Genomic DNA, 23551 nt, shown 5'->3' on the forward strand with positions numbered 1-23551 from the left:
GAGCCCATTCATGGGTGATGGCGTGCCTTTTGTAGAATGAACCGGCGAGTTACGATGACGTGCAAGGTTAAGTCGAAGAGACGGAGCCGCAGCGAAAGCGAGTCTGAATAGGGCGCCATAGTACGTCGTCGTAGACCCGAAACCAGGTGATCTACCCATGTCCAGGGTGAAGGTAGGGTAACACCTACTGGAGGCCCGAACCCACGCACGTTGAAAAGTGCGGGGATGAGGTGTGGGTAGGGGTGAAATGCCAATCGAACTTGGAGATAGCTGGTTCTCCCCGAAATAGCTTTAGGGCTAGCCTCAAGGGAAGAGTCTTGGAGGTAGAGCACTGATTGGGCTAGGGGCCCTCATCGGGTTACCGAACTCAGTCAAACTCCGAATGCCAATGACTTATCCTTGGGAGTCAGACTACGAGTGATAAGATCCGTGGTCAAAAGGGAAACAGCCCAGATCACCAGCTAAGGTCCCAAAGTATACGTTAAGTGGAAAAGGATGTGGAGTTGCTTAGACAACCAGGATGTTGGCTTAGAAGCAGCCACCATTTAAAGAGTGCGTAATAGCTCACTGGTCGAGTGACTCTGCGCCGAAAATGTACCGGGGCTAAACGTATCACCGAAGCTGTGGGATGACTGACGTCATCGGTAGGGGAGCGTTCTAAGGGCGTCGAAGCCCGACCGGAAGGACGGGTGGAGCGCTTAGAAGTGAGAATGCCGGTATGAGTAGCGAAAACAGAGGTGAGAATCCTCTGCACCGAAAGCCTAAGGTTTCCTGAGGAAGGCTCGTCCGCTCAGGGTTAGTCGGGACCTAAGCCGAGGCCGAAAGGCGTAGGCGATGGACAACAGGTAGAGATTCCTGTACCACCTCCTCACCGTTTGAGCAATGGGGGGACGCAGGAAGGTAGGGTGAGCAGGCTGCTGGAATAGCCTGTCCAAGCGGTTAGGCTGCCAGATAGGCAAATCCGTCTGGCGTCAAGGCTGAGCCGTGATGGCGAGGGAATCAAAGTACCGAAGTCCCTGATCCTCCACTGCCAAGAAAAGCCTCTAGCGAGGTGAGAGGTGCCCGTACCGCAAACCGACACAGGTAGGCGAGGAGAGAATCCTAAGGTGCGCGGGAGAACTCTCGTTAAGGAACTCGGCAAAATGACCCCGTAACTTCGGGAGAAGGGGTGCTCTCTTGGGTGTTGAGCCCGAGAGAGCCGCAGTGAAAAGGCCCAAGCGACTGTTTAACAAAAACACAGGTCTCTGCGAAGCCGAAAGGCGAAGTATAGGGGCTGACACCTGCCCGGTGCTGGAAGGTTAAGGGGAGCGCTTAGCTCAAAGCGAAGGTGCGAACCGAAGCCCCAGTAAACGGCGGCCGTAACTATAACGGTCCTAAGGTAGCGAAATTCCTTGTCGGGTAAGTTCCGACCCGCACGAAAGGTGTAACGACTTGGGCACTGTCTCAACGAGAGACCCGGTGAAATTATAGTACCTGTGAAGATGCAGGTTACCCGCGACAGGACGGAAAGACCCCGTGGAGCTTTACTGCAGCCTGATATTGAATTTTGGTACGTCATGTACAGGATAGGTGGGAGACCGAGAAGCCAGGACGCCAGTCTTGGCGGAGTCGCCCTTGGGATACCACCCTTGTCGTACTGAAGTTCTAACCCGCACCCCTGATCGGGGTGGGAGACCGTGTCAGGTGGGCAGTTTGACTGGGGCGGTCGCCTCCCAAAGAGTAACGGAGGCGCCCAAAGGTTCCCTCAGAATGGTTGGAAATCATTCGAAGAGTGTAAAGGCAGAAGGGAGCTTGACTGCGAGACCTACAAGTCGAGCAGGGACGAAAGTCGGGCTTAGTGATCCGGTGGTTCCGCATGGAAGGGCCATCGCTCAACGGATAAAAGCTACCCCGGGGATAACAGGCTTATCTCCCCCAAGAGTCCACATCGACGGGGAGGTTTGGCACCTCGATGTCGGCTCATCGCATCCTGGGGCTGTAGTCGGTCCCAAGGGTTGGGCTGTTCGCCCATTAAAGCGGTACGCGAGCTGGGTTCAGAACGTCGTGAGACAGTTCGGTCCCTATCCGTCGCGGGCGCAGGAAATTTGAGAGGAGCTGTCCTTAGTACGAGAGGACCGGGATGGACGCACCGCTGGTGTACCAGTTGTCCTGCCAAGGGCACCGCTGGGTAGCTATGTGCGGAAGGGATAAGCGCTGAAAGCATCTAAGCGTGAAGCCCCCCTCAAGATGAGATTTCCCATTGCATAAGCAAGTAAGATCCCTCGAAGATGACGAGGTAGATAGGTCCGAGGTGGAAGCGTGGCGACACGTGCAGCTGACGGATACTAATCGATCGAGGACTTAACCAATACGAAAAGGGGAGCTAGACACCAAGAAAAGCACTGCCTCCTTTCTTCCCTGATCTGTTATCTAGTTTTGAAAGAACTAAAAAGTTCTTGACATGGGCGAAATGCTCGTTATAATAATACTTGTCTGTTTGAAATAACAAGCCTAGTGACGATGGCGGAGAGGTCACACCCGTTCCCATCCCGAACACGGAAGTTAAGCTCTCCAGCGCCGATGGTAGTTGGGGCTAACGCCCCTGCAAGAGTAGGACGTTGCTAGGCGCTACATATCGGAGGATTAGCTCAGCTGGGAGAGCACTTGCCTTACAAGCAAGGGGTCGGCGGTTCGATCCCGTCATCCTCCACCATTATTTCAATGAAAACTAGTATAGATGACGCCGGCTTAGCTCAATTGGTAGAGCAACTGACTTGTAATCAGTAGGTTGCGGGTTCAAGTCCTGCAGCCGGCACCATAACAGAATATAGGAGCAGGAGCCATTAGCTCAGCAGGTAGAGCATCTGACTTTTAATCAGAGGGTCGGAGGTTCGAGTCCTCCATGGCTCACTTTTTGCGGGTGTGGCGGAATTGGCAGACGCACCAGACTTAGGATCTGGCGCCTCACGGCGTGGGGGTTCAAGTCCCTCCACCCGCACCATGATAAAGAATAAGGAGCCAATGCGGAAGTAGTTCAGTGGTAGAACACCACCTTGCCAAGGTGGGGGTCGCGGGTTCGAGTCCCGTCTTCCGCTCCAGCCACGCCGGGGTGGCGGAATTGGCAGACGCACAGGACTTAAAATCCTGCGGTAGGTGACTACCGTGCCGGTTCGAGTCCGGCCCTCGGCATCTGCGCTCGTAGCTCAATTGGATAGAGCATCTGACTACGGATCAGAAGGTTAGGGGTTCGAATCCTCTCGAGCGCGCCATACGGGAAGTAGCTCAGCTTGGTAGAGCACATGGTTTGGGACCATGGGGTCGCAGGTTCGAATCCTGTCTTCCCGACCATTTGGAACGAAGGGGCCTTAGCTCAGCTGGGAGAGCGCCTGCTTTGCACGCAGGAGGTCATCGGTTCGATCCCGATAGGCTCCACCATGATTTAACGTATGGCGGTGTAGCTCAGCTGGCTAGAGCGTACGGTTCATACCCGTGAGGTCGGGGGTTCGATCCCCTCCACCGCCATATTATGAATTTTGGACCTTTAGCTCAGCTGGTTAGAGCAGACGGCTCATAACCGTCCGGTCGTAGGTTCGAGTCCTACAAGGTCCACCATTTTGAAATTGTTTGGAGGAGTACCCAAGTCTGGCTGAAGGGGTCGGTCTTGAAAACCGAGAGGCGTCGAGAGGCGCGCGGGGGTTCGAATCCCTCCTCCTCCGCCATCAATATTAATAAGCTAATGATCATCGCGGGGTGGAGCAGCCAGGTAGCTCGTCGGGCTCATAACCCGAAGGTCGCAGGTTCAAATCCTGCCCCCGCAACCAAACAAAATGGTCCCGTAGTGTAGTGGTTAACATGCCTGCCTGTCACGCAGGAGATCGCGGGTTCGAGTCCCGTCGGGACCGCCATAAATGCGTATGGCTCGGTAGCTCAGTCGGTAGAGCAAAGGACTGAAAATCCTTGTGTCGGCGGTTCGATTCCGTCCCGAGCCACCATTTTTGTGTGAATGTTTGTAAATAAAGCGAATGAGTTGCTGAGAAAAGTGCTGTCTTTGGTGAATAATTTAGAAGAATAGCGCAAAAAAGCTTATGTCATGGCTGATTTTTCATAGAAATAAGCCGGCCTACCTCAATTGGTAGAGACGAGCGAAGCATCGGTGAAATGACTGCGAGTTGCCTCGACGCATTGGACATCTTGAAATATCTTGAAGAGGAAGAGGCACAGGACACATATGCTTTTATGGTTAGTTCTATGGATGAAGCCGACTTAGCTCAATTGGTAGAGCAACTGAATCGTAATCAGTAGGTTGCGGGTTCAAGTCCTGCAGTCGGCATTTTAACTTTTTTGAGTAATGGAGGGGTAGCGAAGTGGCCAAACGCGGCGGACTGTAAATCCGCTCCCTGTGGGTTCGGCGGTTCGAATCCGTCCCCCTCCACCAGTTAGGGGCATAGTTTAATGGTAGAACAGAGGTCTCCAAAACCTCCGGTGTGGGTTCGATTCCTACTGCCCCTGCCATTTTACAGCATGGCGGCTATGGCGAAGTGGTTAACGCACCAGATTGTGGCTCTGGCATTCGTGGGTTCGATTCCCACTAGTCGCCCCTTTTGAATATGAAGAGGATTGGGGTATAGCCAAGCGGTAAGGCAACGGACTTTGACTCCGTGATGCGTTGGTTCGAATCCAGCTACCCCAGCCAAATGCGGAAGTAGTTCAGTGGTAGAACACCACCTTGCCAAGGTGGGGGTCGCGGGTTCGAGTCCCGTCTTCCGCTTTGATGGCGGCATAGCCAAGTGGTAAGGCAGAGGTCTGCAAAACCTTTACCCCCGGTTCGAATCCGGGTGCCGCCTTTATCAAATGTAATGAATATAATTGTTGTTGTTTAATTAGTTGACTAATAGTTTGTTTTGTGGTATAATATATCATGTTCTGATGTTTGTGATTTGCCGATGTGGCGGAATTGGCAGACGCGCACGACTCAAAATCGTGTTCCCGTGAGGGAGTGTGGGTTCGACTCCCACCATCGGCACCATTTATTTTAACAGGGATGACCTGTTTTTTATTTTAAATTTGCTTCGACAAAATTTTACTTTTTTTGCTTCAAAAAATTACAATTTTGTTTAGCTGTGGTTGCTATTATAGTATATGCACGGGTGTAGTTTAATGGTAAAACCTCAGCCGCGAGCGATACATCATTGTATAGACGACGAGTTGCCTCGACGCACAAAGCATCTTAGAATGAACTGGTAGAGGAAGAGGCATGGCATATCGGGACACTAGAAATTTGTAATGAAAAATTTGATAATTATGCGGGTGTAGTTTAGTGGTAAAACCTCAGCCTTCCAAGCTGATGTCGTGGGTTCGATTCCCATCACCCGCTCCATTTATACATACATAGGGGACAACGCAGTGTTTCGTTTCTTAGGAGAACGGGGCATTGCGTTTTTTGTTTTTACATGCACGTTTATTGTATGATTTTCATTGTCGATTCTCCTCCATGAATCTGTGTGAACATGCTTTGAATGGAGCTAATCATTTTTGCACACTCGGTTTGCTCCATTGCTGGAGATAAGTATACGATTTGTATGGCTTGTTTGGTACTGTATGTAACGGCCGTGCGTTCAGAATCTACAATAGGGCTTCCAAATGGACCAAGCTCATCTTTGGCAATCAGTTTTTTAGCTAATTGAACATGGCGGCCATTGATCGCCTGATATTGATCTTCCTCTGTACCGACTTCAATCGAAATATCTCCCTTTATTTGGTCGGCGTCATAAATTCCGATCGGTATTTTATAATAAAGGGAAAAGAAGTTATTGATGTCGGCAGCTGAGTGAATGGAAGGAATAAATTGCTGTTTTTGTATACGCCGATATAAGCTTTCTGAAGAAGGACGATATCGACTTGGATCAGTTCCAATGGCTTTAAAAATTTGCCGCCATTCATTGATTTCTTTCATTTCAATAATAGGCTTCTCGTGCCATTCAAAATAAATGGATTCTTGAAAAAGCTGCAATCTTCCCTTCAACATTTGCGGAGAATCGTCTACTACGATATTGTTGTAAGTGATGACTCCTACTTTGAATGTTGGAATGATATGCTTGAGTGTTTGTGATATATTGATGTTCATATGTTCACCTCTAGTTTTTAATTTCATTTTACCATGAATTTAATATTTTAGCGAAAGGAGGGATTAGCATGGATGTGAAAAAATTGAAAGAAGATATTATTCAATACAGCCAAACCATCGGAATTGATAAAATTGGCTTTGCAAGTGCTGATCCGTTTGTGGAACTAAAGGAACGCCTTCGTCTTCAGCAACAGCTTGGATATCAATCAGGATTTGAGGAGCCGGATATTGAAAAAAGAACCGATCCCGCTCTGCTGTTGGATGAAGCGAAATCCATTATTTCTATCGCGCTTGCTTATCCTTCGAAAATGAAAAATGCGCCTCGAAGCACAAAAGAGGAAAAACGCGGAATTTTTTGCAGGGCGTCGTGGGGAACGGATTATCATATTATTTTGCAAGAGCGTCTGTTAAAGCTAAAGGAGTTTATTTTAGAAAGAGTGCCAAATGCAAAGGTTAAATCAATGGTAGATACGGGAGAATTAGCGGATCGGGCTGTGGCTGAGAGAGCCGGGATCGGTTGGAGCGGCAAAAACTGTGCGATTATTACTCCAGAGTTTGGATCATATGTGTATTTGGGAGAAATGATCACGAATATACCGTTTCCTCCAGATAATCCTATAGAAAATCGGTGTGGTTCATGTACAAAATGCCTCGATGCTTGCCCGACAGGAGCGCTTGTCCAAGGGGGACAGCTCAACGCTCAACGGTGCATTGCTTTTTTAACGCAGACAAAAGGTTTTATCGCAGATGAATTTCGTGAAAAAATTGGCAACCGTTTATACGGATGTGATACTTGCCAAACAGTGTGCCCAGAAAACAAAGGAAAGGACTTTCATTTTCACGAAGAAATGGAACCGGATCCAGAGGTGGTGAAGCCATTACTTAAGCCACTTCTCCATATGACGAATCGAGAGTTTAGAGAAAAGTTTGGGACTCTTTCGGGTGCATGGAGGGGGAAAAAGCCGATTCAAAGAAATGCTATTTTGGCATTAGCTCATTTTCAAGATCGGACAGCCATTCCTGATTTGTTAAAATTGCTAAAGGAAGATAGTCGGCCAGTCATCCGGGGAACAGCAGCTTGGGCATTAGGGAAAATTGGTGATGAAAATGTTATGCCCATTTTAGAAGAGGCCTTACAAATTGAAAAAGATGAAGAAGTATTGCGAGAAATAAAAAAAGGATTGCAGTTGTTGATGAATAGAAGGAAAGATGGAAAAAATCAGCCGACCATCACATAATGTAAAATAAAAAAGAAAAAGTGGTGGGCAATGTGAAAAAAGAGTTAGAAGAGCTGCTTAGAAAACGGGCACAATCCTTTGTTTCATTATCGAGATGCAAAGACGATCCAATGATTGAAAGAAAACTGCAATTATTCCAGAAACGGGATGCGGAAATCGTAAAATGTAGCATAAAGGGAACGGTTTGGCGAAAACAGAAGCTCAGGGAGAAGATCGATCTTGATTATATCGTGCATTATCAATTTTTAGTAAAGCAACGTGAATGGATGTATATAGAGGAAATGACAGAGCCAAGGCGCGCTTGTTTTGAGCAAAAACAATTAGTGGAAGATCATAAGCTGACGATTTTAGATAGAATAGAGCCTGAACATACAGTTGAACGAATGGCAAAAGGAGAAAAAAAGGCTTATGTATATGATCGAATCAAGGCTGTTCAATATGCAGAAACATGGTGGAACAGCTATAATCCCCGTTTCCCTAAATTTTCCGTTGATTGTACAAATTTTGTTTCTCAATGCTTGTACGCGGGAGGAATGCCGATGGTTGGCTATCCGGAGCGCGGCAAGGGATGGTGGATGCAAAATAACAATTGGAGCTATAGCTGGACCGTCGCTCATGCCTTTCGGTGGTATTTGGGAGGAGCGCATACCGGGTGGAACGCAGTAGAGGTTACCTCTCCAGAGCAGTTGTTGCCTGGCGATATTATTTGTTATGATTTTCAAGGAGACGGACGTTTTGACCACTCGACGATTGTAGTCGCGAAAGACCAAAAAGGCATGCCGCTCGTAAATGCTCATACAACGAATAGCCGGATGAGATATTGGTCGTATGAAGATTCGAGTGCCTACACTCCAAGTATTCAGTATAAATTTTTTCATATTGAGGATAAGGGATAGTATAATAAAACGAGAAAGATCAAATCTGAGGTGAGTAAACGTGGCTTTACATGTAGTATTGTATCAACCAGAAATTCCAGCGAATACTGGAAATATTGCACGTACATGCGCAGCAACGGACACAGTATTGCATTTGATCCGGCCGTTAGGATTTTCTACGGATGATAAAATGTTAAAGCGGGCAGGATTGGATTATTGGGAGTATGTCAATATTTTTTACTATGACTCGTTACAAGAGTTATTTGATCAGTATCCAGATGGGGAGTTTTATTTTATTACAAAATTTGGTCAAAAGCATTACGATTCTTTTGATTTTAGCGATCGCGAAAAGGACTATTTCTTTGTATTTGGACGTGAAACAAGCGGTCTTCCAAAAGAATTGATTGAAAACAATATGGATCGTTGCTTGCGCATCCCGATGAACGATAAAGTTCGTTCATTAAACTTATCCAATACGGCTGCCATTCTGGTGTATGAAGCCCTCAGGCAGCAAGGATTTAAAGGCTTATATTAACAAAAAACGACCTTCATGAGGAGGTCGTTTTTTATTGTTTAGTTTTTTACACTTGGCTTGTCGTCATATCCAGCTGTAAAAATGGCAGATAAAAAGGCAATGATGACCCCGAGCACGAGTAATGTTCTCATCGTGAATTTCCTCCTTATGTGATAAATAGTCGCTTCTCCTTACTATTATAGCCCATGGGACAAGTATTGTTTAGAGGAACAAGTAAATTTTTGTTTTATAGTGAATGATCAAGGACATCCTCGCATACATTGTAATAATCTCGTTGTTAGTCATCAAGTATTAAGGAGGTTCTTTATGGATATTTTAAAAAAAATCGAAAGATACAGGGAAGATGAGCAACGATTAAAGTGGGAAGGAACCTTCGCCGAATATTTGCAGGTTTTAAAGGAAAAGCCATGGGTTGCCCAGTCCGCTCATTCGCGTGTCTATAATATGATTAAAGATGCCGGGGTGGAGGAAGTAGATGGAAAAAAACGATACAATTTTTTTAGTGGGCAGTTGTTTGGCTTAGAAGAAGCACTTGAGCGCCTAGTAGAAGAATATTTTCACCCTGCCGCGAAACGATTGGATGTTCGGAAGCGTATTTTGTTATTGATGGGACCGGTCGGCGGAGGGAAGTCAACACTTGTTACGATGTTAAAGAGGGGATTGGAAGATTATTCACTAACAGAACGAGGGGCTGTATACGCCATTAAAGGCTGCCCAATGCATGAGGACCCGCTCCATCTTATCCCCCATCACCTGCGTGATGATTTTTACAAAGAGTATGGAATACGGATTGAAGGAGAGCTTTCGCCACTTAACATGATGAGAGTGGAAAAAGAATATGGCGGTCGAATTGAAGATGTAATGGTCGAAAGAATTTTCTTTTCAGAAAATAAGCGCGTCGGAATTGGTACATTTAGTCCATCCGATCCTAAATCACAAGATATTGCCGATTTAACAGGAAGCATTGATTTTTCAACGATTGCTCAGTATGGTTCAGAGTCTGATCCTCGCGCCTATCGATTTGATGGTGAATTGAACAAAGCGAATCGCGGAATGATGGAATTTCAAGAAATGTTAAAGTGTGATGAAAAATTTTTATGGCATTTGCTTTCACTAACACAAGAAGGAAATTTCAAAGCTGGCAGATTCGCATTAATTAGCGCAGATGAATTAATTGTCGCTCACACAAACGAAACGGAATACCGCTCTTTTATCTCTAACAAAAAGAATGAGGCGCTTCATTCACGGATTATTGTGATGCCGATTCCATATAATTTAAAGGTGTCTGAGGAAGAACGAATTTATGAGAAAATGATTCGGGAAAGCGATGTTGCAGATGTGCATATTGCACCGCACACACTTCGTGTCGCAGCCATGTTTACGATTCTGACGAGATTGAAGGAGCCAAAGCGTCCAGATATTGATTTGCTGAAGAAAATGCGTTTATATGACGGTGAAACCGTAGAAGGGTTTAATGAAGTCGATGTAGAGGAATTGAAGAAGGAATATACCGATGAAGGAATGAGCGGAATTGATCCGCGTTATGTGATTAACCGCATTTCTTCATGCATTATTCGCAAGGAAGTGCCATCCATTAATGCATTAGATGTGCTTCGTTCATTAAAAGAAGGGCTGAACCAACATCCATCTATTTCAAAAGAAGATCGCGAGCGATATTTAAATTTCATTTCCTTGGCGCGAAAAGAGTATGATGAAATTGCAAAGCAAGAGGTGCAAAAAGCATTTGTCTACTCGTACGAAGAATCCGCTAAAACATTAATGGATAATTATCTAGACAATGTAGAAGCGTATTGCAATAAAACAAAATTGCGGGATCCGTTAACAGGAGAAGAAATGAATCCGGATGAAAAACTCATGCGTTCGATCGAGGAACAAATTGGCATTTCGGAAAATGCAAAGAAAGCATTTCGTGAAGAAATTTTAATTCGTATTTCAGCATATGCGCGAAAAGGGCAACGATTTGATTACAACTCCCATGAACGATTGCGGGAAGCGATTCAAAAGAAATTATTCGCTGATTTGAAGGACATCGTAAAAATTACAACATCCACAAAAACGCCGGATGAGCAACAACTTAAAAGAATTAACGAGGTGGTTGCCCGCCTTATCGATGAATATGGATATAATTCAACGTCTGCCAATGATTTGCTCCGTTATGTCGGAAGCTTATTGAATCGCTAGCATGCCTCAGCATCAGGCATGCTTTTTTCATCCATTGGGATTTTAGGCTTGTCTTACGGAGAAATGGGGACTAATTTTCTTAATTATTTGTCAATTATTTTTGGTTTTTGCATAGGATAGAGTAAACAACCGCCATTATTGTATGTTTGTAGACGCCAACACCAGTATATGATGAAAGGGTAAAAAATGTGATTAGGAGGGGAAACAATGAGTGGAAATTTTATTGTATCAAAAGAAGACTGGTCCCTCCATCGGAAAGGACATGATGATCAAAAAAGGCATCAGGAAAAAGTAAAAGAAGCGATAAAAAATAACTTAGCTGACTTAATTACTGAAGAAAGCATCATTATGTCAAATGGTCGCGATGTGATTAAAATTCCAATTCGTTCTTTAGATGAGTATAAAATTCGTTATAACTACGATAAAAATAAACATGTCGGCCAAGGAGATGGGGACAGTCAAGTAGGTGACGTGGTTGCTCGTGATGGTTCTGGAGAAGGACAAAAAGGACCAGGTAAGGGGCAAGGAGCTGGTGATCAAGCAGGAGACGATTACTATGAGGCCGAAGTTTCACTATTAGAGCTGCAAGAGGCTTTATTTAGCCAGTTAGAGCTTCCGGATCTAAAACGAAAGGAAGCAGATCAAAATACTGTTCAACACATTGAGTTTAACGACATTCGCCGAACCGGATTGATGGGAAATATTGATAAAAAACGAACGATGATGTCCGCATTTAAGCGAAATGCGATGAGCGGAAATCCAAGCTTTTATCCGATTTATCCGGAAGATTTAAAATTTAAAACATGGAATGAAGTCGTCAAGCCAGATTCGAAAGCGGTTGTTCTTGCGATGATGGACACGAGTGGCTCTATGGGTCTATGGGAAAAGTATATGGCTCGCAGCTTTTTCTTCTGGATGACACGGTTTTTGCGTACAAAATATGAAACGGTGGAAATTGCTTTTATCGCTCATCATACAGAAGCGAAGGTGGTAACAGAAGAGGAATTTTTCACAAAAGGGGAGAGCGGAGGAACCATTTGTTCATCAGCCTACAGAAAAGCGCTTGAATTGGTGGAAACTAAATATTCACCTTCGCGCTATAACATTTATCCGTTTCATTTCTCAGACGGAGACAATCTCACCTCCGATAACGCCCGATGTGTAAAGCTTGTGAATGAATTAATGAAGGTGTCCAATATGTTTGGATATGGAGAGGTGAACCAGTACAATCGCCATTCGACTCTCATGTCTGCTTATAAAAACATTAAAGATGAGAAATTTCGTTACTATATTCTCAAGCAAAAATCGGATGTGTTTCACGCGATGACCACATTTTTTAGAAAAGAGGAAAATAAAACACTTGTATAGCCCTTGCGTGATGCAGGGGTTTTTTTATCATATCAGAATTTATGATCTTGCCTTTTTTAAAAGAAGTGAGGCGCTGTCTAGCTTCAAGCGCCATCGGCTCGAATCGCTCCTCTCCGTATTGCGGCGGTTCCTTCATTCAGCGACGGCGCAGGACCAAACTTGGCTTGGTTCGAGCTCTCCTCAGTGGGGCTTGTACGATCTTCGCCAGTAGGTGGATGTTTTGCCCTTTTCTTACGAAGCAGGCCATCGAGGTGTTGCTAGCTCCTCTCTCTCGATGATATGATAAACTCATATAGTAATAATTGGAATAGTGAGGATGATCATACATAGATGTTTATTTAAGAAGATGGCGTGGCCTGAATTCGCAGCAGAAGCCAGACCTGTAAAGATTGATCAATATGGGGAATGAAACGACAAAAGGATAAATGCAGAGAAGAAAGAGAGGGAATGGATCATGTCAAATTGGAAAGAAGAGATCGTATCATGGGGAAAGGCGGTTGGAATTGCCGTTATTATTGCAGTCGTAGTTAGAAATCTAATTTTTGCTCCTTATATTGTGAAAGGGGAGTCCATGCTGCCGACTCTGCAAAATGATAATCGCCTGATCGTGAGCAAATTCAGCAAATGGGAGGGATACAAGCACTTTGATATCATTGTATTCAATGCTCCTGATTCAAAAGAAAAGTATATCAAAAGAATTATCGGCTTACCCGGAGATACCGTTGAAATGAAGCATGATACTTTATACATTAATGGTAAAGCCTATAATGAACCATATTTAAAAACATGGAAGGAGAAAAATGAGACGGAAGGCCTTGTGACAGGAGATTTTACTTTGCAGGAAATTACAAATAAAAAAGTCATTCCAAAAGGGTACGTTTTTGTGTTAGGGGATAACCGTTTAGTCAGCAAGGATAGCCGTTATTTTGGACTTGTGCCAATGAAGGATATTGTAGGTAAGGCTGTATTACGGATATGGCCAGTGGATGAGGCAGGATTAGTGAAATAAAGCAACTGTTTTTATACCTTTTAACATAATCCATCGAGGAGTCTCCCACTTCTTAACGGAGTGGAAGTGGGGCGGTTCATTAAAGATCATTTCTTTTATAAATAACCCTCCCATCGTTTTTCGTTTTAAGCATTCGCGGGCGATCGCCGCGAATGCTTTTTTGTGTAAATAGGATCCTGTAAGATAAAGCGCTCCTGTCTTATCAGTCTGACATAAAGAATGGGTTAGTGAAACGCTAGGAAAGTGAAAGATTCAAGCTCCTCCCTCAGAAGGAAGCCATTTTATTAAGAAAAAATTAAGAAATGATTTGCATAATAGGACTAGCCAATTTAAATAGTTTCAATAAGGAGGAGTCTGTATTGAAAAAATGGATAGTTATATTCATTGTTGCCATTGTGGTGATTGGCGGAGGTGTTTGGATTTGGTCAATGGGCAAAAAAGATACTGTTGTAGCGCAAACACCTACAGCCTCTGTGCAAAAAGGAAAGTTGGAAGTGAAGGTAAGTGGCAATGGAACGATCCAGCCTGTTACAAGCGAAGATCTCAAAGCAAAAGCCAACAAGGAAGTAGACGAAGTCCTTGTTTCTGAAGGCGAGAAAGTGACAGAAGGGCAAGAGCTGATAACTTTTACAGATGGCAGCGATCCAATTACGGCGCCGGCAGCTGGAACGGTGACATCAGTAGCAGTAGAGCCAGGACAGCGAGTAACAATAGGTCAAGTTGTTGCTCATCTTACTAATTATGATGATTTACAAGTGACGGTACAAATCGATGAATTAGATATTCCGAAAATAAAAGCAGGCCAGACCGCAAGCGTGAAAATCAATGCATTTCCCAATACAACATACAGCGGCAAGGTGACCTCTATTGCAAATGAGGGAACCGTCTCTAATGGTGTTTCAACATTTGATGTGACAGTGCATCTTGATAAATCAACCAATGTGAAGGTTGGCATGACAGCAGAAGCAAGTATTTTAGTAGAAAGCAAGGATAACGTGTTATACGTGCCGATTGAAGCTGTTAATACGATCAATGGACAAAAGTTTGTTGTTGTCACTGACCCATCTTCTTCGGAAAATGGCGAAGCTACTAGACGACAGATCATAAAAACAGGGATCAATAATGAAGATTACGTAGAAATCACTGAAGGATTAGAAGAGGGAGAGATTGTTCAATTGCCGAGAACGGCAGTTACAAGCTCAAATATGAATAACAGAATGGAGTTTGGCGGAATGATGAACCGTATGCCACGAATGAATGGGGCAGGCGGTATGGGTGGCAGAAGCTACCGAGGAGGGGAGTAGGCAAATGGCCAAGTCAATTATTGAAATACAAAATATGACGAAAACATACCGCCTAGGCGGTGAGGTGGTCCAAGCCTTACAAGGAATTTCTTTGCAGATTCACAGTGGCGATTTCCTGGCGATTGTTGGACCCTCTGGTTCAGGAAAGTCGACTTTTATGAATATGATCGGATGCCTGGATCGACCAGATGCTGGCAGCTATTTTCTTGATGGAAAAGAAATTGCCAGATTGAATGACAATGAACTAGCAGCCATTCGAAATGAGAAAATCGGTTTTATTTTTCAAAATTTTTTCTTATTGCCGCGCCTAACTGCGCTGGAAAATGTCGAACTCCCTCTATTGTATAGAGGAATGAAAATAAAAGAAAGGCAGCAAATAGCGCAAGAATGCCTTAAAAAAGTCGGATTAATAGAACGTGCTCATCATTTGCCAAGCCAACTATCAGGCGGGCAACAGCAGCGTGTGGCAATCGCGCGAGCGCTTGTGGGCAATCCTCCTATTTTGCTGGCAGATGAGCCGACGGGAGCACTTGATAGTAAAACGAGTCAAGAGATTATTAACATTATGAAAGGACTAAATGAACAAGGGCATACGATTATTATCATTACCCATGATTGGGAAGTGGCCAAACAGGCGAAGCGCATCGTACGTATTCAAGATGGTCGTTTATTTGAAAGCAGAGGTGATTTCATTGAGGCTTCTTCAGTCGATTAAAATGGCGATGCGCAGCATTCGCGGCAATAAGCTACGTTCTTTTTTAACAATGCTTGGAATTATTATTGGCGTGTCTTCTGTCATTGTTTTAATTTCGATTGGCCAAGGATCAAGTAAAGCTGTAGCAGAGCAAATTAATCAATTAGGAACCAATTTATTAACGGTCAATGTGATGAATTCAGATATTGTAAAACTGACGGTAGAAGATACCGAAAAATTTCGTAAACTGGACGGGGTGAAGGAGATCGCTCCAGTTGTATCAGGGCGTGTAAGTGTTAAAAATGGCACGACCGCTACGCAAGTATCGTTGATCGGGACGACTGCTTCCTACCAGACTGTGCGAGAGGCTCAAGTTAGCCAAGGGCGCTTTTTGTCAGATATCGATGTAGAATATCGCCAAAAAATAGCTGTTTTAGGAGCTAATACTGCGCAAACGCTGTTTGGAATGGAAAATCCGGTCGGAAAATATATTCAGGTGGATGGAATATCTTTTAAAGTAGTAGGGGTGCTTGCATCCAAAGGAGGTTCCATGGGACAAAGCGGCGATGATGTTATTTTGCTGCCGCTTTCAACGGCACAGCGTATCACGAAGAATACCAATGTACAAACCATGTATATTCAAGCAAAAAGTGCTGAACAATTAAACTGGATAATGGCAGAAATCGAACGAACTTTGATGCGCATGTTCCCAGACCATCAAGATAGCTATAGTGTTTTTAATCAGCAAGATTTAATGGATACAATGAGTTCGGTGACAAATACGATGACCATGATGCTTGGAGGAATTGCAGGTATTTCACTTTTAGTCGGCGGAATCGGGATTATGAATATTATGCTCGTATCCGTTTCAGAACGAACGAAAGAGATTGGAATTCGTAAAGCCATTGGTGCCAAACGAAGAGATATTTTACTGCAATTTTTAATTGAGGCCGCTGTGTTAAGTGCTTTTGGAGGGATAATCGGCATTGGACTTGGTTTAGGAATTGGCCAAATACTCTCTGTGACGCTGAAGTTATCTGTGTCTTATTCTGTGTCTGTCGTGCTCATTGCATTCTTGTTCTCGTTAATTGTCGGTATTGTCTTTGGGGTCTTTCCGGCTAGCAAAGCGGCAAAGCTCGATCCGATTCAAGCACTCCGTTATGATTGATTTTGGAAATGAAGCGATCGCCTTTTGCGACCGCTTCGTTTTGTTGTATATTGGAAAGAAGGAGGGGAACTGGGTGCGGCTATTAATCGTAGAAGACAATGTGGATTTATTGCAATCGATTATTCAAATTTTAAATGATGAGTTTACAGTAGACAGTGCGACAAACGGCGAGGAAGGGCTATTTTTGGCACGGCAAAATATTTATGATGCAATCATATTGGATGTGATGCTTCCTGAAATCGACGGCTTTGCGATTGTTCAGAAAATGAGAGCAGAAGAGATTCAAACGCCAGTTCTATTTTTAACGGCAAAAGATTCGCTTGAGGACCGGGTAAAGGGACTTGATTTTGGCGGGGATGATTACTTGGTAAAGCCGTTTCAGGCTGCGGAGCTAAAGGCGCGCCTGCGTGCTTTATTAAGGAGAAGCGGCAGCTTAACGACGAATCAAACCCTTCGCTATCGCGGGATTGAATTGCTAGGAAAAGAAAAGGATATTAAAGTCGATGATCATTTCATTCGCTTGACTGCGAAGCAATATGAGTTGCTGGAATATCTGATCAATAATAAAGGAACGATTTTAACGAAAGAACAAATTTATGATCGTGTATGGGGATTTGATTCAGATACGACGATTGCGATTGTCGAGGTATTTATTCATCATTTGCGCAAAAAACTGGAGCCGTTTGGCTATCATACAGATATTAAAACGATTCGCGGCGTGGGATACATGCTTGCGGAATCATAGGAGAGACCTCTATGTTTCGACGTACCCATATTCGACTGACGATTTTAAACTCATTTGTTTTTTTCATTCTTATTAGCATGCTTGGTGTTTTTTTATATTCGTATTTGCAAACGCGCTTATATAAAGATGTGGATGAGACCATTATTCGTGCGATGGAGCGAGTTCAATATGGGGAGGCGGGAGAAAGAATCGCTCCGCTGCGGGATCCTCGCCTTTTTATTATTGCTTGGAACGAACAAGGAAAAATCATTGATCCGAATGCGAACACAACATTGTTTCAACAGAACGAGCTCACCATTTATCCCCAACAGTTAAATGAGCTATATGATATCCAAATTGACCATTTATATTTTCGAACAATGGCTGTCTCTATAGATACGGCGTTTGGTAAAATAACTGTGCAAATATTGCGGAATATCAATTCGGAAAAAGAAATTTTAAATCGTCTGTTGCTGCTGATGATAGTAGGAGGCGGCGTCGCTCTTCTTTGCTCGGTGGCGGCGGGATATTTTCTTGCTGAACGAGCGCTGGTGCCCATTAAAAGCGCTTGGCAAAAGCAGCAGCAGTTTGTTTCCGATGCCTCTCATGAGCTTAGAACACCTTTAGCGGTTATACAGGCGAAAACGGATTTATTGTTTCGCTCTCCTTCGGCGACCATCGAAGAAAAAATTGTCGATATCTCCGTCATTGCTAAAGAATGCAGACGTCTTTCTAAGCTGGTAGCGAATTTATTAACATTGGCCCGTTCGGATTCAAATCAGATCGAGATGAAAAAGGAGCCATTTCGAATCGATGAGTTGCTGCGGGAAATTGTCAATCATTATGATGAAATTGCTTCCTATCAGCAAAAAGAAATGACGCTAGATAGTGAACCTTCTCTTTTATTTGCGGGAGATAGAGAAAGGATTCATCAGCTGATTGTGATTTTATTAGATAATGCCATGAAATATACAAAGGAAGGCGGAAAAATCCATCTTTCCTGCCATCAAAGCGCATCTTCTATTATACTAAAAGTACAGGATAATGGAATCGGTATTGCAGAAGAGGACATTCCGAAAATTTTTGATCGCTTCTACCAAAGCGATAAAGCTCGCGCCGCATCAGATGGAGCAGGTTTGGGGCTTTCCATTGCGAAATGGATTATCGACCAGCATTATGGGAAGGTGAAAGTGAAAAGTAAGCTAGGTGAAGGGACCTGTTTAGAAATTACCTTTCCTAAAAATCAAAAAATTTAACAGATCCACCGAGAAATCCCCCACCTTCCCATTGCCAAATCAAGCGAATTAATTCGTTTGGGAAGTATCCAGTTTTTGAATCGTCTCTAGCATTGCAAAAATAGGTTCCAACACTTCTTGGTTACGCGGTGTCTGGATATTAACAATCATTGGAACGTTTCCTTTGATCCAAAGCACATTTACGGCCGTATCGTTTGTATAAGCTTTGTACCAGACCGCTTGATGAAGCCTTCCTTGCAGGTTATTAGTTTCTTGCTGGACAGCGTCGGAGGTCACTGCCTTGGCTTGATCTTCGACCATTTTGGCATAGTCCGTTTCGTTGTCGTCTGGCTGCACTAGGCGGATTCTGACAAATGAACGATCTTTTAGGAGAACATCAGAATTCGGTTCTTCTGCTTCAAGCTTCCAGTTCCCTAAAACATAAAGAGAGAAGGATTGGTTTTCACTTGTTTCTAATTTTCCTGTTTCTTCATATGTTTTTCCATCTTTAGTATAAGATAGCTTTTTCTTAGTGGGAGGTTTGGCCTCTGTTTGAGATGCATTGTCCGTATTCGGGCTGTCAGTGCCTATGTTATGATGATCTGTCGAATTGTTATTATTCGTGCTGACGCTGCTGTCTTTGTTGCTGTTGTCTGTACTCCTGTTGTCTTGAGTGCTGGCAGTGTTAGCGTTTGGAGTTGTTGCCGTTTTTTCAGTTTCCTGCTTTGTGCCACAACCAGCTAGAAGAACAGTTCCTGCTACAAACAGTGTCAATATTTTGTATAGTGATTTCATAAAAAGCCCTCCTTAAATAAATGGAAGAATATCATTATTATATCATATGAAGAGTACGAATTATCCATTATTTTACTAAAAATGTGCCGCAATATGCGAAATAGAGGCTTTCTGCCTATTTTTTTACTATAACCTTTTAACATCACCCATCGAGAAGCTCCTCATCTCTTAACGAAGCGTAGGTGGAGGGGGAGCTAAAAAATGGATGAAAATAGAAGTTCAAATGACGCTTATTACCTTAACGCTAATCGCTTTCTGAAAAATGGATAGAAAATCATTTAGAATCAAACTACTTTGTTGCTTGTTCTCCCACAAGCAGGGCATGGATATTCTTGATTTTGAATGAATCATGTGAAAAGGATGGATTATTCATCATTTTATCACAATCATAAGCTACATGGCATGATTGTATTTGTATGATAGAATTTGGCCGGTTTTGCGATGGTCTGGGCGCGGGCGGTCGAGCAGCGCTGCTTTCAGATCTTTATCTTACCTTCTTGTGACGAAAAGGCAAGTCGTAGATTTGTCTCCGACCATCGAAGAAAATAGAATTCTGCTTTTGGATGGGCCGTCTATTCCCTTTTTTCGCGGGGCCTCGATCATTCGCAAATGGGGCCAATTGCTAAAGTCATTCATCACTTATATAGAAAAGCTAATGTTTTAACATATAGCGGTTAATAGGCCGGCCGACTCCGCCATATTGAATATCGATTTGCACTTTTTGTTGCTTTTCTAGATATTCTAAATAACGCCGGGCAGTGACGCGGGCAATTCCGACTCCCTCAGCCACCTCTTCTGCTGAAACAGGGATTGCCTGTTGCTGAAGGTAATTGATGATTTTTTGAAGTGTAATCTCATTCAATCCTTTTGGAAGTCCGCCGTTTCTTTCGATCTGCGGCATTTGCAAAAGCCCGTCCAATTCTTGCTGTGTTAATGTGGTTTTAATAGTCAGCTTTTGTCGGAAAGTATGATAATTTTCTAATGCCTGTTTTAATCGTTCAAATTTGAATGGCTTCATAATATAATCAAATGCGCCGTTTTGCAGTACACGTCTTACCGTCTCTATATCGCTGGCAGCGGTAATGGCAATGACATCAACGGCGTGCCCCTCTGTTCGAATCTTCTGCAATGTTTCCAGTCCATCTTGGTGCGGCATATAAATATCAACGATGACTAGATCAGGATGAAGACGGCGCACCATTTCGATTCCTTGGATTCCATTTGAGGATATACCGATCACTTTAAAGTGCGGAACTTGCTCAATAAATTGTCGATTGACTTCTTGCACCATCGGGTCATCTTCGATTAATAGCACTTTGTACATTCTTTATTTTCCCCTTTTCTTACATGTCGAATGTAATAGTAAAAATGGTTCCCTTGCCCATCTCTGATTCTACATGGATTTTTCCGTTCCCTTTCTTGACGATTTGTTGAAGGAGATATAAGCCGATGCCCCGGTTCTTTTTATCCTTTGTTGAAAATCCTTCATCAAAAATATAAGGGAGATGGCGCTGATCGATACCGCAACCGTTATCCTCTACTGAAAGGCATAAGAGTTCATCATTCTGTTCAATGCTAATATAAATTTCTTTCTTTCGCTCAATCATCGTTTGAAAAGAGTCGAAGGCGTTTTCGATTAAATTTCCAAGTATAACCACGAAATCATGATGGTCTAACGCACTTGGGAGTTTTTTGAGCTTACTATGGCGGTCGATGATGACTTGAATGCCGAGCTCTTTTCCGCGGCGGATTTTGCTAAGCAGCAGTCCGGAAATACTATCATCTTTAATCTTTTGGCTTAAAAATTTAGTCAGTTCGGCCTGTTCTTCAGTTATCTTAAATACGTATTCAAGCGCTTTTTCTTTATGGCCGAGCTGAATAAGGCCAGCAATGGTATGAAGCTTATTCATATATTCGTGATTTTGAACCCGCAAGGCGCTGACGAAGGCTTTCACTCCTGTCAATTCCTCCGCCAGCTTTTTGACTTCTGTTTGATCTTGAAAAATAGCGACGGCTCCGACAATTTGACCATTTACTTTAATAGGAATTCGGTTGCTTAAAATATTTAAATGCCGAATTTGCAGTTCTTTATTATAGATTGGCTCATTGATTTGCAGGATTTCCGGTAAGTGTGTATCGGGAAGGATCAAACGAATCGGTTTGCCAATGACATCTTCATAAATTCCTAACATTTGTTTCGCTTTGTCGTTAAAAATCGTAATTTTTTCATCTTTATCAATGGCAATAACCCCTTCATGCATCGCATTAAATGTCTCTGTTCGCTCAACAAGCAGCTTCGCAATTTCATGCGGCTCCAGTTGAAACATTTGCCGCTTAATATGAGAAGCAAGCAGCCAAGATCCGATTCCCCCAAACAATAAAGAAAGGCCAGCGGTAAGCAAAATTTCTATTTTTAAGGATAATAATGCTTCTAGGACGCTCGGAAGCTGATAAGCGGCGATAACGACGCCAATCTGCTGGTGATCGTTGTTCATAATCGGAACAAATGCGCGAATAACCGTGCCAATTTCACCGCGAGCTTTAGATGTGTATGTATGTTCAGCGAAGGCAGGGCCTTCATCTTTTCCAAATGACGGCTTGCCGATCATTTCTTGCACAGGATGGGATAATCGAATACGATGTTGATCTAATACGACGATATAGGTCGCTCCATGAATGATTCGTAAACGTTCCACCACAGCATTAATAGAGTGTCGCCCAGCTGGTGTTCCTATTATATTTTGCTTGATCTCTGGAAGTTCAGAGACCGTGCGCGCAGTTAAAAGAGCGCGTTGTTTCAGCTCTTCTTCCTTTGTGTGAACGAAATTTCCGACAATCACAATGCCGCCTAACAGTAAAGAGAAGCTCACAATAAAAAAGATAAGGGCTGTAATTTTCCAACGAATCGATAGTCTTTTCATCTGTCAACTCCTTCTCAGAAAGACAAAGCATGCCAGTTGTTTTGCCTGTTGCCTCTCTGCTTTTTGACCGTGAGAGGCAGTAGAAAAAACAGGAGAAAGATTGAAGCGATGGGTTCCCAAAACAGATCCTCCATTGTGTCTTGATCATAAAGCATAAAACTTTTCTTCTATCTATTTTATCATTTCTCTCTGTATATGTTAGAATTTTCTCAAAGCAGAAAACAGGTGACGGGAGAGAAGCATGAGAAGAAAATGGATGATCACCGGCTTATTGGCTATTTTAGCTGCTGTAATCGTATGGATGATACAAATTCAAAAGCCGGAGCAGCTTGTTTATGATGATGAACAGCAAGGGTTAAACAAGCAAATTGTGATTTATTTTAGCCACGTTGTCGCTGAAAATACACCAAAAGGATTAGCAGCGCAGAAATTCGCTCAATTGGTGGAGAAGAAGACAAATGGCCGGGTGAAGGTAGAAGTATTTCCAAATGGATCTTTATACTCAGACGGGGAAGAAATCGATGCCTTATTGCGCGGTGATGTGCAAATGATTGCGCCATCATTGTCAAAGGTCACACAGTTGATTCCAGAGTGGCAGGTTCTGGATTTGCCGTTTATTTTTAAAGATTATAGCGATGTCGAAAGAGTATTTACAGGAGAGGCCGGAAAGCAATTATTAGCGATGCTTGACCGCGAAGGGATGAAAGGGCTTGCGTTATGGAGTAATGGTTTTAAACAGATGATGAGCAATCGCCGGCTATTGATTGAACCAAACGATTTTTCAGGATTAAGGTTTCGGGTGATGCCGAGTGAAGTCATTAGCAAACAGTTTCAGGTTTTAGGGGCCAATCCGATCGTGGTTTCTTTTGACCGTGTTTATGAATCGTTAGAGAAGCATGAATTTGATGGACAAGAAAATACGATCTCCAATATTTATTCAAAAGGGTTTTATCAATTTCAACCATACTTAACAATCAGTAATCATGGCTATCTTGGCTATGCTGTTATAGTCAACGGAAGATTCTGGGGTAGTTTACCAAAAGATATTCAAGAAAAAATTACCGAAGCCATGCAGGAGACAACGAGATGGAATTTACAGCAGTCTAAACAACAAAATCAAGAAGAATTGGAACGAATGAAACAAAATCAGCAAATGCATATTTATGAACTTACAGAAACAGAAAGAGAAAAATGGAAGCAGTCATTTAGATCATTATATAAAGAATTTCAGAGAGAATTTGGCGACGACCTTTTGCGGAAGATTCAGCACTGAGCCCCATTGGCTCAGTATTTTTTATGGATTTGGTTTGAAGAACAAAATGAACAAAATGAACAATATTAACATAATATTCATACTTTTTTGTTATTTGTTAAGATAAA

At 43.2% G+C, this 23551-nt stretch carries 16 protein-coding genes, 24 tRNA genes and 2 rRNA genes (1 of these 42 running past the window's edge); 38 read left to right on the forward strand and 4 right to left on the reverse strand.

What is annotated here, in order from left to right; genetic code table 11:
• The 26 genes from GRQ40_RS03080 to GRQ40_RS03205 all read left to right on the forward strand — a co-directional run.
• Positions 1-2348, forward strand: a 23S ribosomal RNA gene (locus GRQ40_RS03080); it begins 581 nt to the left of the window's first position.
• Between the two features lie 141 nt (positions 2349-2489).
• Positions 2490-2606 (forward strand): 5S ribosomal RNA (gene rrf / locus GRQ40_RS03085).
• Between the two features lie 10 nt (positions 2607-2616).
• Positions 2617-2692: transfer RNA gene (locus tag GRQ40_RS03090), tRNA-Val, on the forward strand.
• A 29-nt stretch (positions 2693-2721) separates the two neighbouring features.
• Positions 2722-2797 (forward strand) — tRNA-Thr (locus GRQ40_RS03095).
• A 19-nt stretch (positions 2798-2816) separates the two neighbouring features.
• A tRNA-Lys gene (locus tag GRQ40_RS03100) sits at positions 2817-2889 on the forward strand.
• A gap of 6 nt (positions 2890-2895) precedes the next feature.
• A tRNA-Leu gene (locus GRQ40_RS03105) sits at positions 2896-2980 on the forward strand.
• A gap of 22 nt (positions 2981-3002) precedes the next feature.
• Positions 3003-3077, forward strand: a tRNA-Gly gene (locus GRQ40_RS03110).
• 5 nt (positions 3078-3082) lie between these two features.
• Positions 3083-3168: transfer RNA gene (locus tag GRQ40_RS03115), tRNA-Leu, on the forward strand.
• Between the two features lie 3 nt (positions 3169-3171).
• A tRNA-Arg gene (locus GRQ40_RS03120) sits at positions 3172-3248 on the forward strand.
• 2 nt (positions 3249-3250) lie between these two features.
• Positions 3251-3327 (forward strand) — tRNA-Pro (locus GRQ40_RS03125).
• An 11-nt stretch (positions 3328-3338) separates the two neighbouring features.
• Positions 3339-3414 (forward strand) — tRNA-Ala (locus tag GRQ40_RS03130).
• A 13-nt stretch (positions 3415-3427) separates the two neighbouring features.
• A tRNA-Met gene (locus tag GRQ40_RS03135) sits at positions 3428-3501 on the forward strand.
• Between the two features lie 13 nt (positions 3502-3514).
• Positions 3515-3591: transfer RNA gene (locus GRQ40_RS03140), tRNA-Ile, on the forward strand.
• Positions 3592-3605: 14 nt separating this feature from the next.
• Positions 3606-3698 (forward strand) — tRNA-Ser (locus tag GRQ40_RS03145).
• Positions 3699-3723: 25 nt separating this feature from the next.
• Positions 3724-3800: transfer RNA gene (locus GRQ40_RS03150), tRNA-Met, on the forward strand.
• An 8-nt stretch (positions 3801-3808) separates the two neighbouring features.
• Positions 3809-3884, forward strand: a tRNA-Asp gene (locus GRQ40_RS03155).
• Between the two features lie 11 nt (positions 3885-3895).
• Positions 3896-3971 (forward strand) — tRNA-Phe (locus tag GRQ40_RS03160).
• Positions 3972-4236: 265 nt separating this feature from the next.
• Positions 4237-4309: transfer RNA gene (locus GRQ40_RS03165), tRNA-Thr, on the forward strand.
• Between the two features lie 20 nt (positions 4310-4329).
• Positions 4330-4414 (forward strand) — tRNA-Tyr (locus GRQ40_RS03170).
• A 3-nt stretch (positions 4415-4417) separates the two neighbouring features.
• Positions 4418-4491 (forward strand) — tRNA-Trp (locus GRQ40_RS03175).
• Positions 4492-4503: 12 nt separating this feature from the next.
• Positions 4504-4576: transfer RNA gene (locus GRQ40_RS03180), tRNA-His, on the forward strand.
• Between the two features lie 21 nt (positions 4577-4597).
• Positions 4598-4672, forward strand: a tRNA-Gln gene (locus tag GRQ40_RS03185).
• A gap of 3 nt (positions 4673-4675) precedes the next feature.
• Positions 4676-4747 (forward strand) — tRNA-Gly (locus GRQ40_RS03190).
• 5 nt (positions 4748-4752) lie between these two features.
• Positions 4753-4823, forward strand: a tRNA-Cys gene (locus GRQ40_RS03195).
• Positions 4824-4918: 95 nt separating this feature from the next.
• A tRNA-Leu gene (locus tag GRQ40_RS03200) sits at positions 4919-5005 on the forward strand.
• Positions 5006-5282: 277 nt separating this feature from the next.
• Positions 5283-5356 (forward strand) — tRNA-Gly (locus tag GRQ40_RS03205).
• A gap of 81 nt (positions 5357-5437) precedes the next feature.
• On the opposite strand, the gene GRQ40_RS03210 is transcribed toward GRQ40_RS03205, so the two are convergent.
• On the reverse strand, positions 5438-6103 hold the full coding sequence (locus tag GRQ40_RS03210) for a B3/B4 domain-containing protein (protein ID WP_066147749.1): 666 nt from the start codon (positions 6101-6103) through the stop codon (positions 5438-5440).
• A gap of 68 nt (positions 6104-6171) precedes the next feature.
• Between GRQ40_RS03210 and queG the strand changes: the two genes are divergently transcribed.
• The 11 genes from queG (at position 6172) to GRQ40_RS03265 (ending at position 18476) form a co-directional block, all read left to right on the forward strand.
• Entirely contained in the window at positions 6172-7341 is a 1170-nt protein-coding gene (gene queG / locus GRQ40_RS03215; RefSeq protein ID WP_066147752.1) for a tRNA epoxyqueuosine(34) reductase QueG, read from the forward strand.
• A gap of 32 nt (positions 7342-7373) precedes the next feature.
• Positions 7374-8237: an amidase domain-containing protein gene (locus GRQ40_RS03220; protein WP_044745210.1), complete on the forward strand. Its 864-nt coding sequence runs from the start codon at positions 7374-7376 to the stop codon at positions 8235-8237.
• 40 nt (positions 8238-8277) lie between these two features.
• The gene (trmL, locus tag GRQ40_RS03225) at positions 8278-8751 is read left to right on the forward strand and encodes a tRNA (uridine(34)/cytosine(34)/5-carboxymethylaminomethyluridine(34)-2'-O)-methyltransferase TrmL (RefSeq protein WP_159719355.1); all 474 of its coding nucleotides are present in this window, start codon (positions 8278-8280) and stop codon (positions 8749-8751) included.
• 306 nt (positions 8752-9057) lie between these two features.
• Positions 9058-10953 (forward strand): PrkA family serine protein kinase, encoded by a 1896-nt coding sequence (locus tag GRQ40_RS03230; RefSeq protein ID WP_159719356.1) that lies wholly within the window; start codon positions 9058-9060, stop codon positions 10951-10953.
• Positions 10954-11160: 207 nt separating this feature from the next.
• Complete coding sequence (yhbH, locus tag GRQ40_RS03235) at positions 11161-12321, forward strand: sporulation protein YhbH (protein ID WP_044745213.1); 1161 nt, start codon at positions 11161-11163, stop codon at positions 12319-12321.
• A gap of 454 nt (positions 12322-12775) precedes the next feature.
• The gene (lepB, locus tag GRQ40_RS03240) at positions 12776-13330 is read left to right on the forward strand and encodes a signal peptidase I (protein ID WP_066147887.1); all 555 of its coding nucleotides are present in this window, start codon (positions 12776-12778) and stop codon (positions 13328-13330) included.
• 359 nt (positions 13331-13689) lie between these two features.
• Complete coding sequence (locus tag GRQ40_RS03245; protein ID WP_231734611.1) at positions 13690-14634, forward strand: efflux RND transporter periplasmic adaptor subunit; 945 nt, start codon at positions 13690-13692, stop codon at positions 14632-14634.
• A 4-nt stretch (positions 14635-14638) separates the two neighbouring features.
• Positions 14639-15349 (forward strand): ABC transporter ATP-binding protein, encoded by a 711-nt coding sequence (locus GRQ40_RS03250; RefSeq protein WP_066147892.1) that lies wholly within the window; start codon positions 14639-14641, stop codon positions 15347-15349.
• Positions 15327-16496, forward strand: coding sequence for an ABC transporter permease (locus GRQ40_RS03255; protein ID WP_231734612.1), 1170 nt, complete (start codon positions 15327-15329; stop codon positions 16494-16496). The genes GRQ40_RS03250 and GRQ40_RS03255 overlap by 23 nt, the downstream gene beginning before the upstream one ends.
• A gap of 73 nt (positions 16497-16569) precedes the next feature.
• Positions 16570-17241 carry a response regulator transcription factor gene (locus tag GRQ40_RS03260; protein ID WP_066148364.1) on the forward strand — a complete coding sequence of 224 codons (672 nt, stop codon included), beginning with the start codon at positions 16570-16572 and terminating at the stop codon, positions 17239-17241.
• Between the two features lie 11 nt (positions 17242-17252).
• The gene (locus GRQ40_RS03265; RefSeq protein WP_159719357.1) at positions 17253-18476 is read left to right on the forward strand and encodes a sensor histidine kinase; all 1224 of its coding nucleotides are present in this window, start codon (positions 17253-17255) and stop codon (positions 18474-18476) included.
• A gap of 48 nt (positions 18477-18524) precedes the next feature.
• Here the strand turns inward: GRQ40_RS03265 and GRQ40_RS03270 are convergent, their stop codons facing one another.
• From GRQ40_RS03270 to GRQ40_RS03280, 3 genes are all read right to left on the reverse strand, one after another.
• Positions 18525-19250 carry a hypothetical protein gene (locus GRQ40_RS03270; protein ID WP_159719358.1) on the reverse strand — a complete coding sequence of 242 codons (726 nt, stop codon included), beginning with the start codon at positions 19248-19250 and terminating at the stop codon, positions 18525-18527.
• Positions 19251-19902: 652 nt separating this feature from the next.
• The gene (locus GRQ40_RS03275; RefSeq protein WP_066147901.1) at positions 19903-20574 is read right to left on the reverse strand and encodes a response regulator; all 672 of its coding nucleotides are present in this window, start codon (positions 20572-20574) and stop codon (positions 19903-19905) included.
• Positions 20575-20593: 19 nt separating this feature from the next.
• Complete coding sequence (locus GRQ40_RS03280) at positions 20594-22171, reverse strand: ATP-binding protein (protein ID WP_159719359.1); 1578 nt, start codon at positions 22169-22171, stop codon at positions 20594-20596.
• Positions 22172-22412: 241 nt separating this feature from the next.
• Here GRQ40_RS03280 and GRQ40_RS03285 point away from each other — a divergent pair, with 241 nt between their 5' ends.
• Complete coding sequence (locus tag GRQ40_RS03285; RefSeq protein WP_159719360.1) at positions 22413-23444, forward strand: TRAP transporter substrate-binding protein; 1032 nt, start codon at positions 22413-22415, stop codon at positions 23442-23444.
• The last annotated feature ends 107 nt before the right edge of the window (positions 23445-23551 follow it).

It is taken from the genome of Anoxybacillus sp. PDR2 (assembly GCF_009834045.1).
In the GTDB taxonomy this organism is placed as follows: Bacteria; Bacillota; Bacilli; order Bacillales; family Anoxybacillaceae; genus Anoxybacteroides; species Anoxybacteroides rupiense.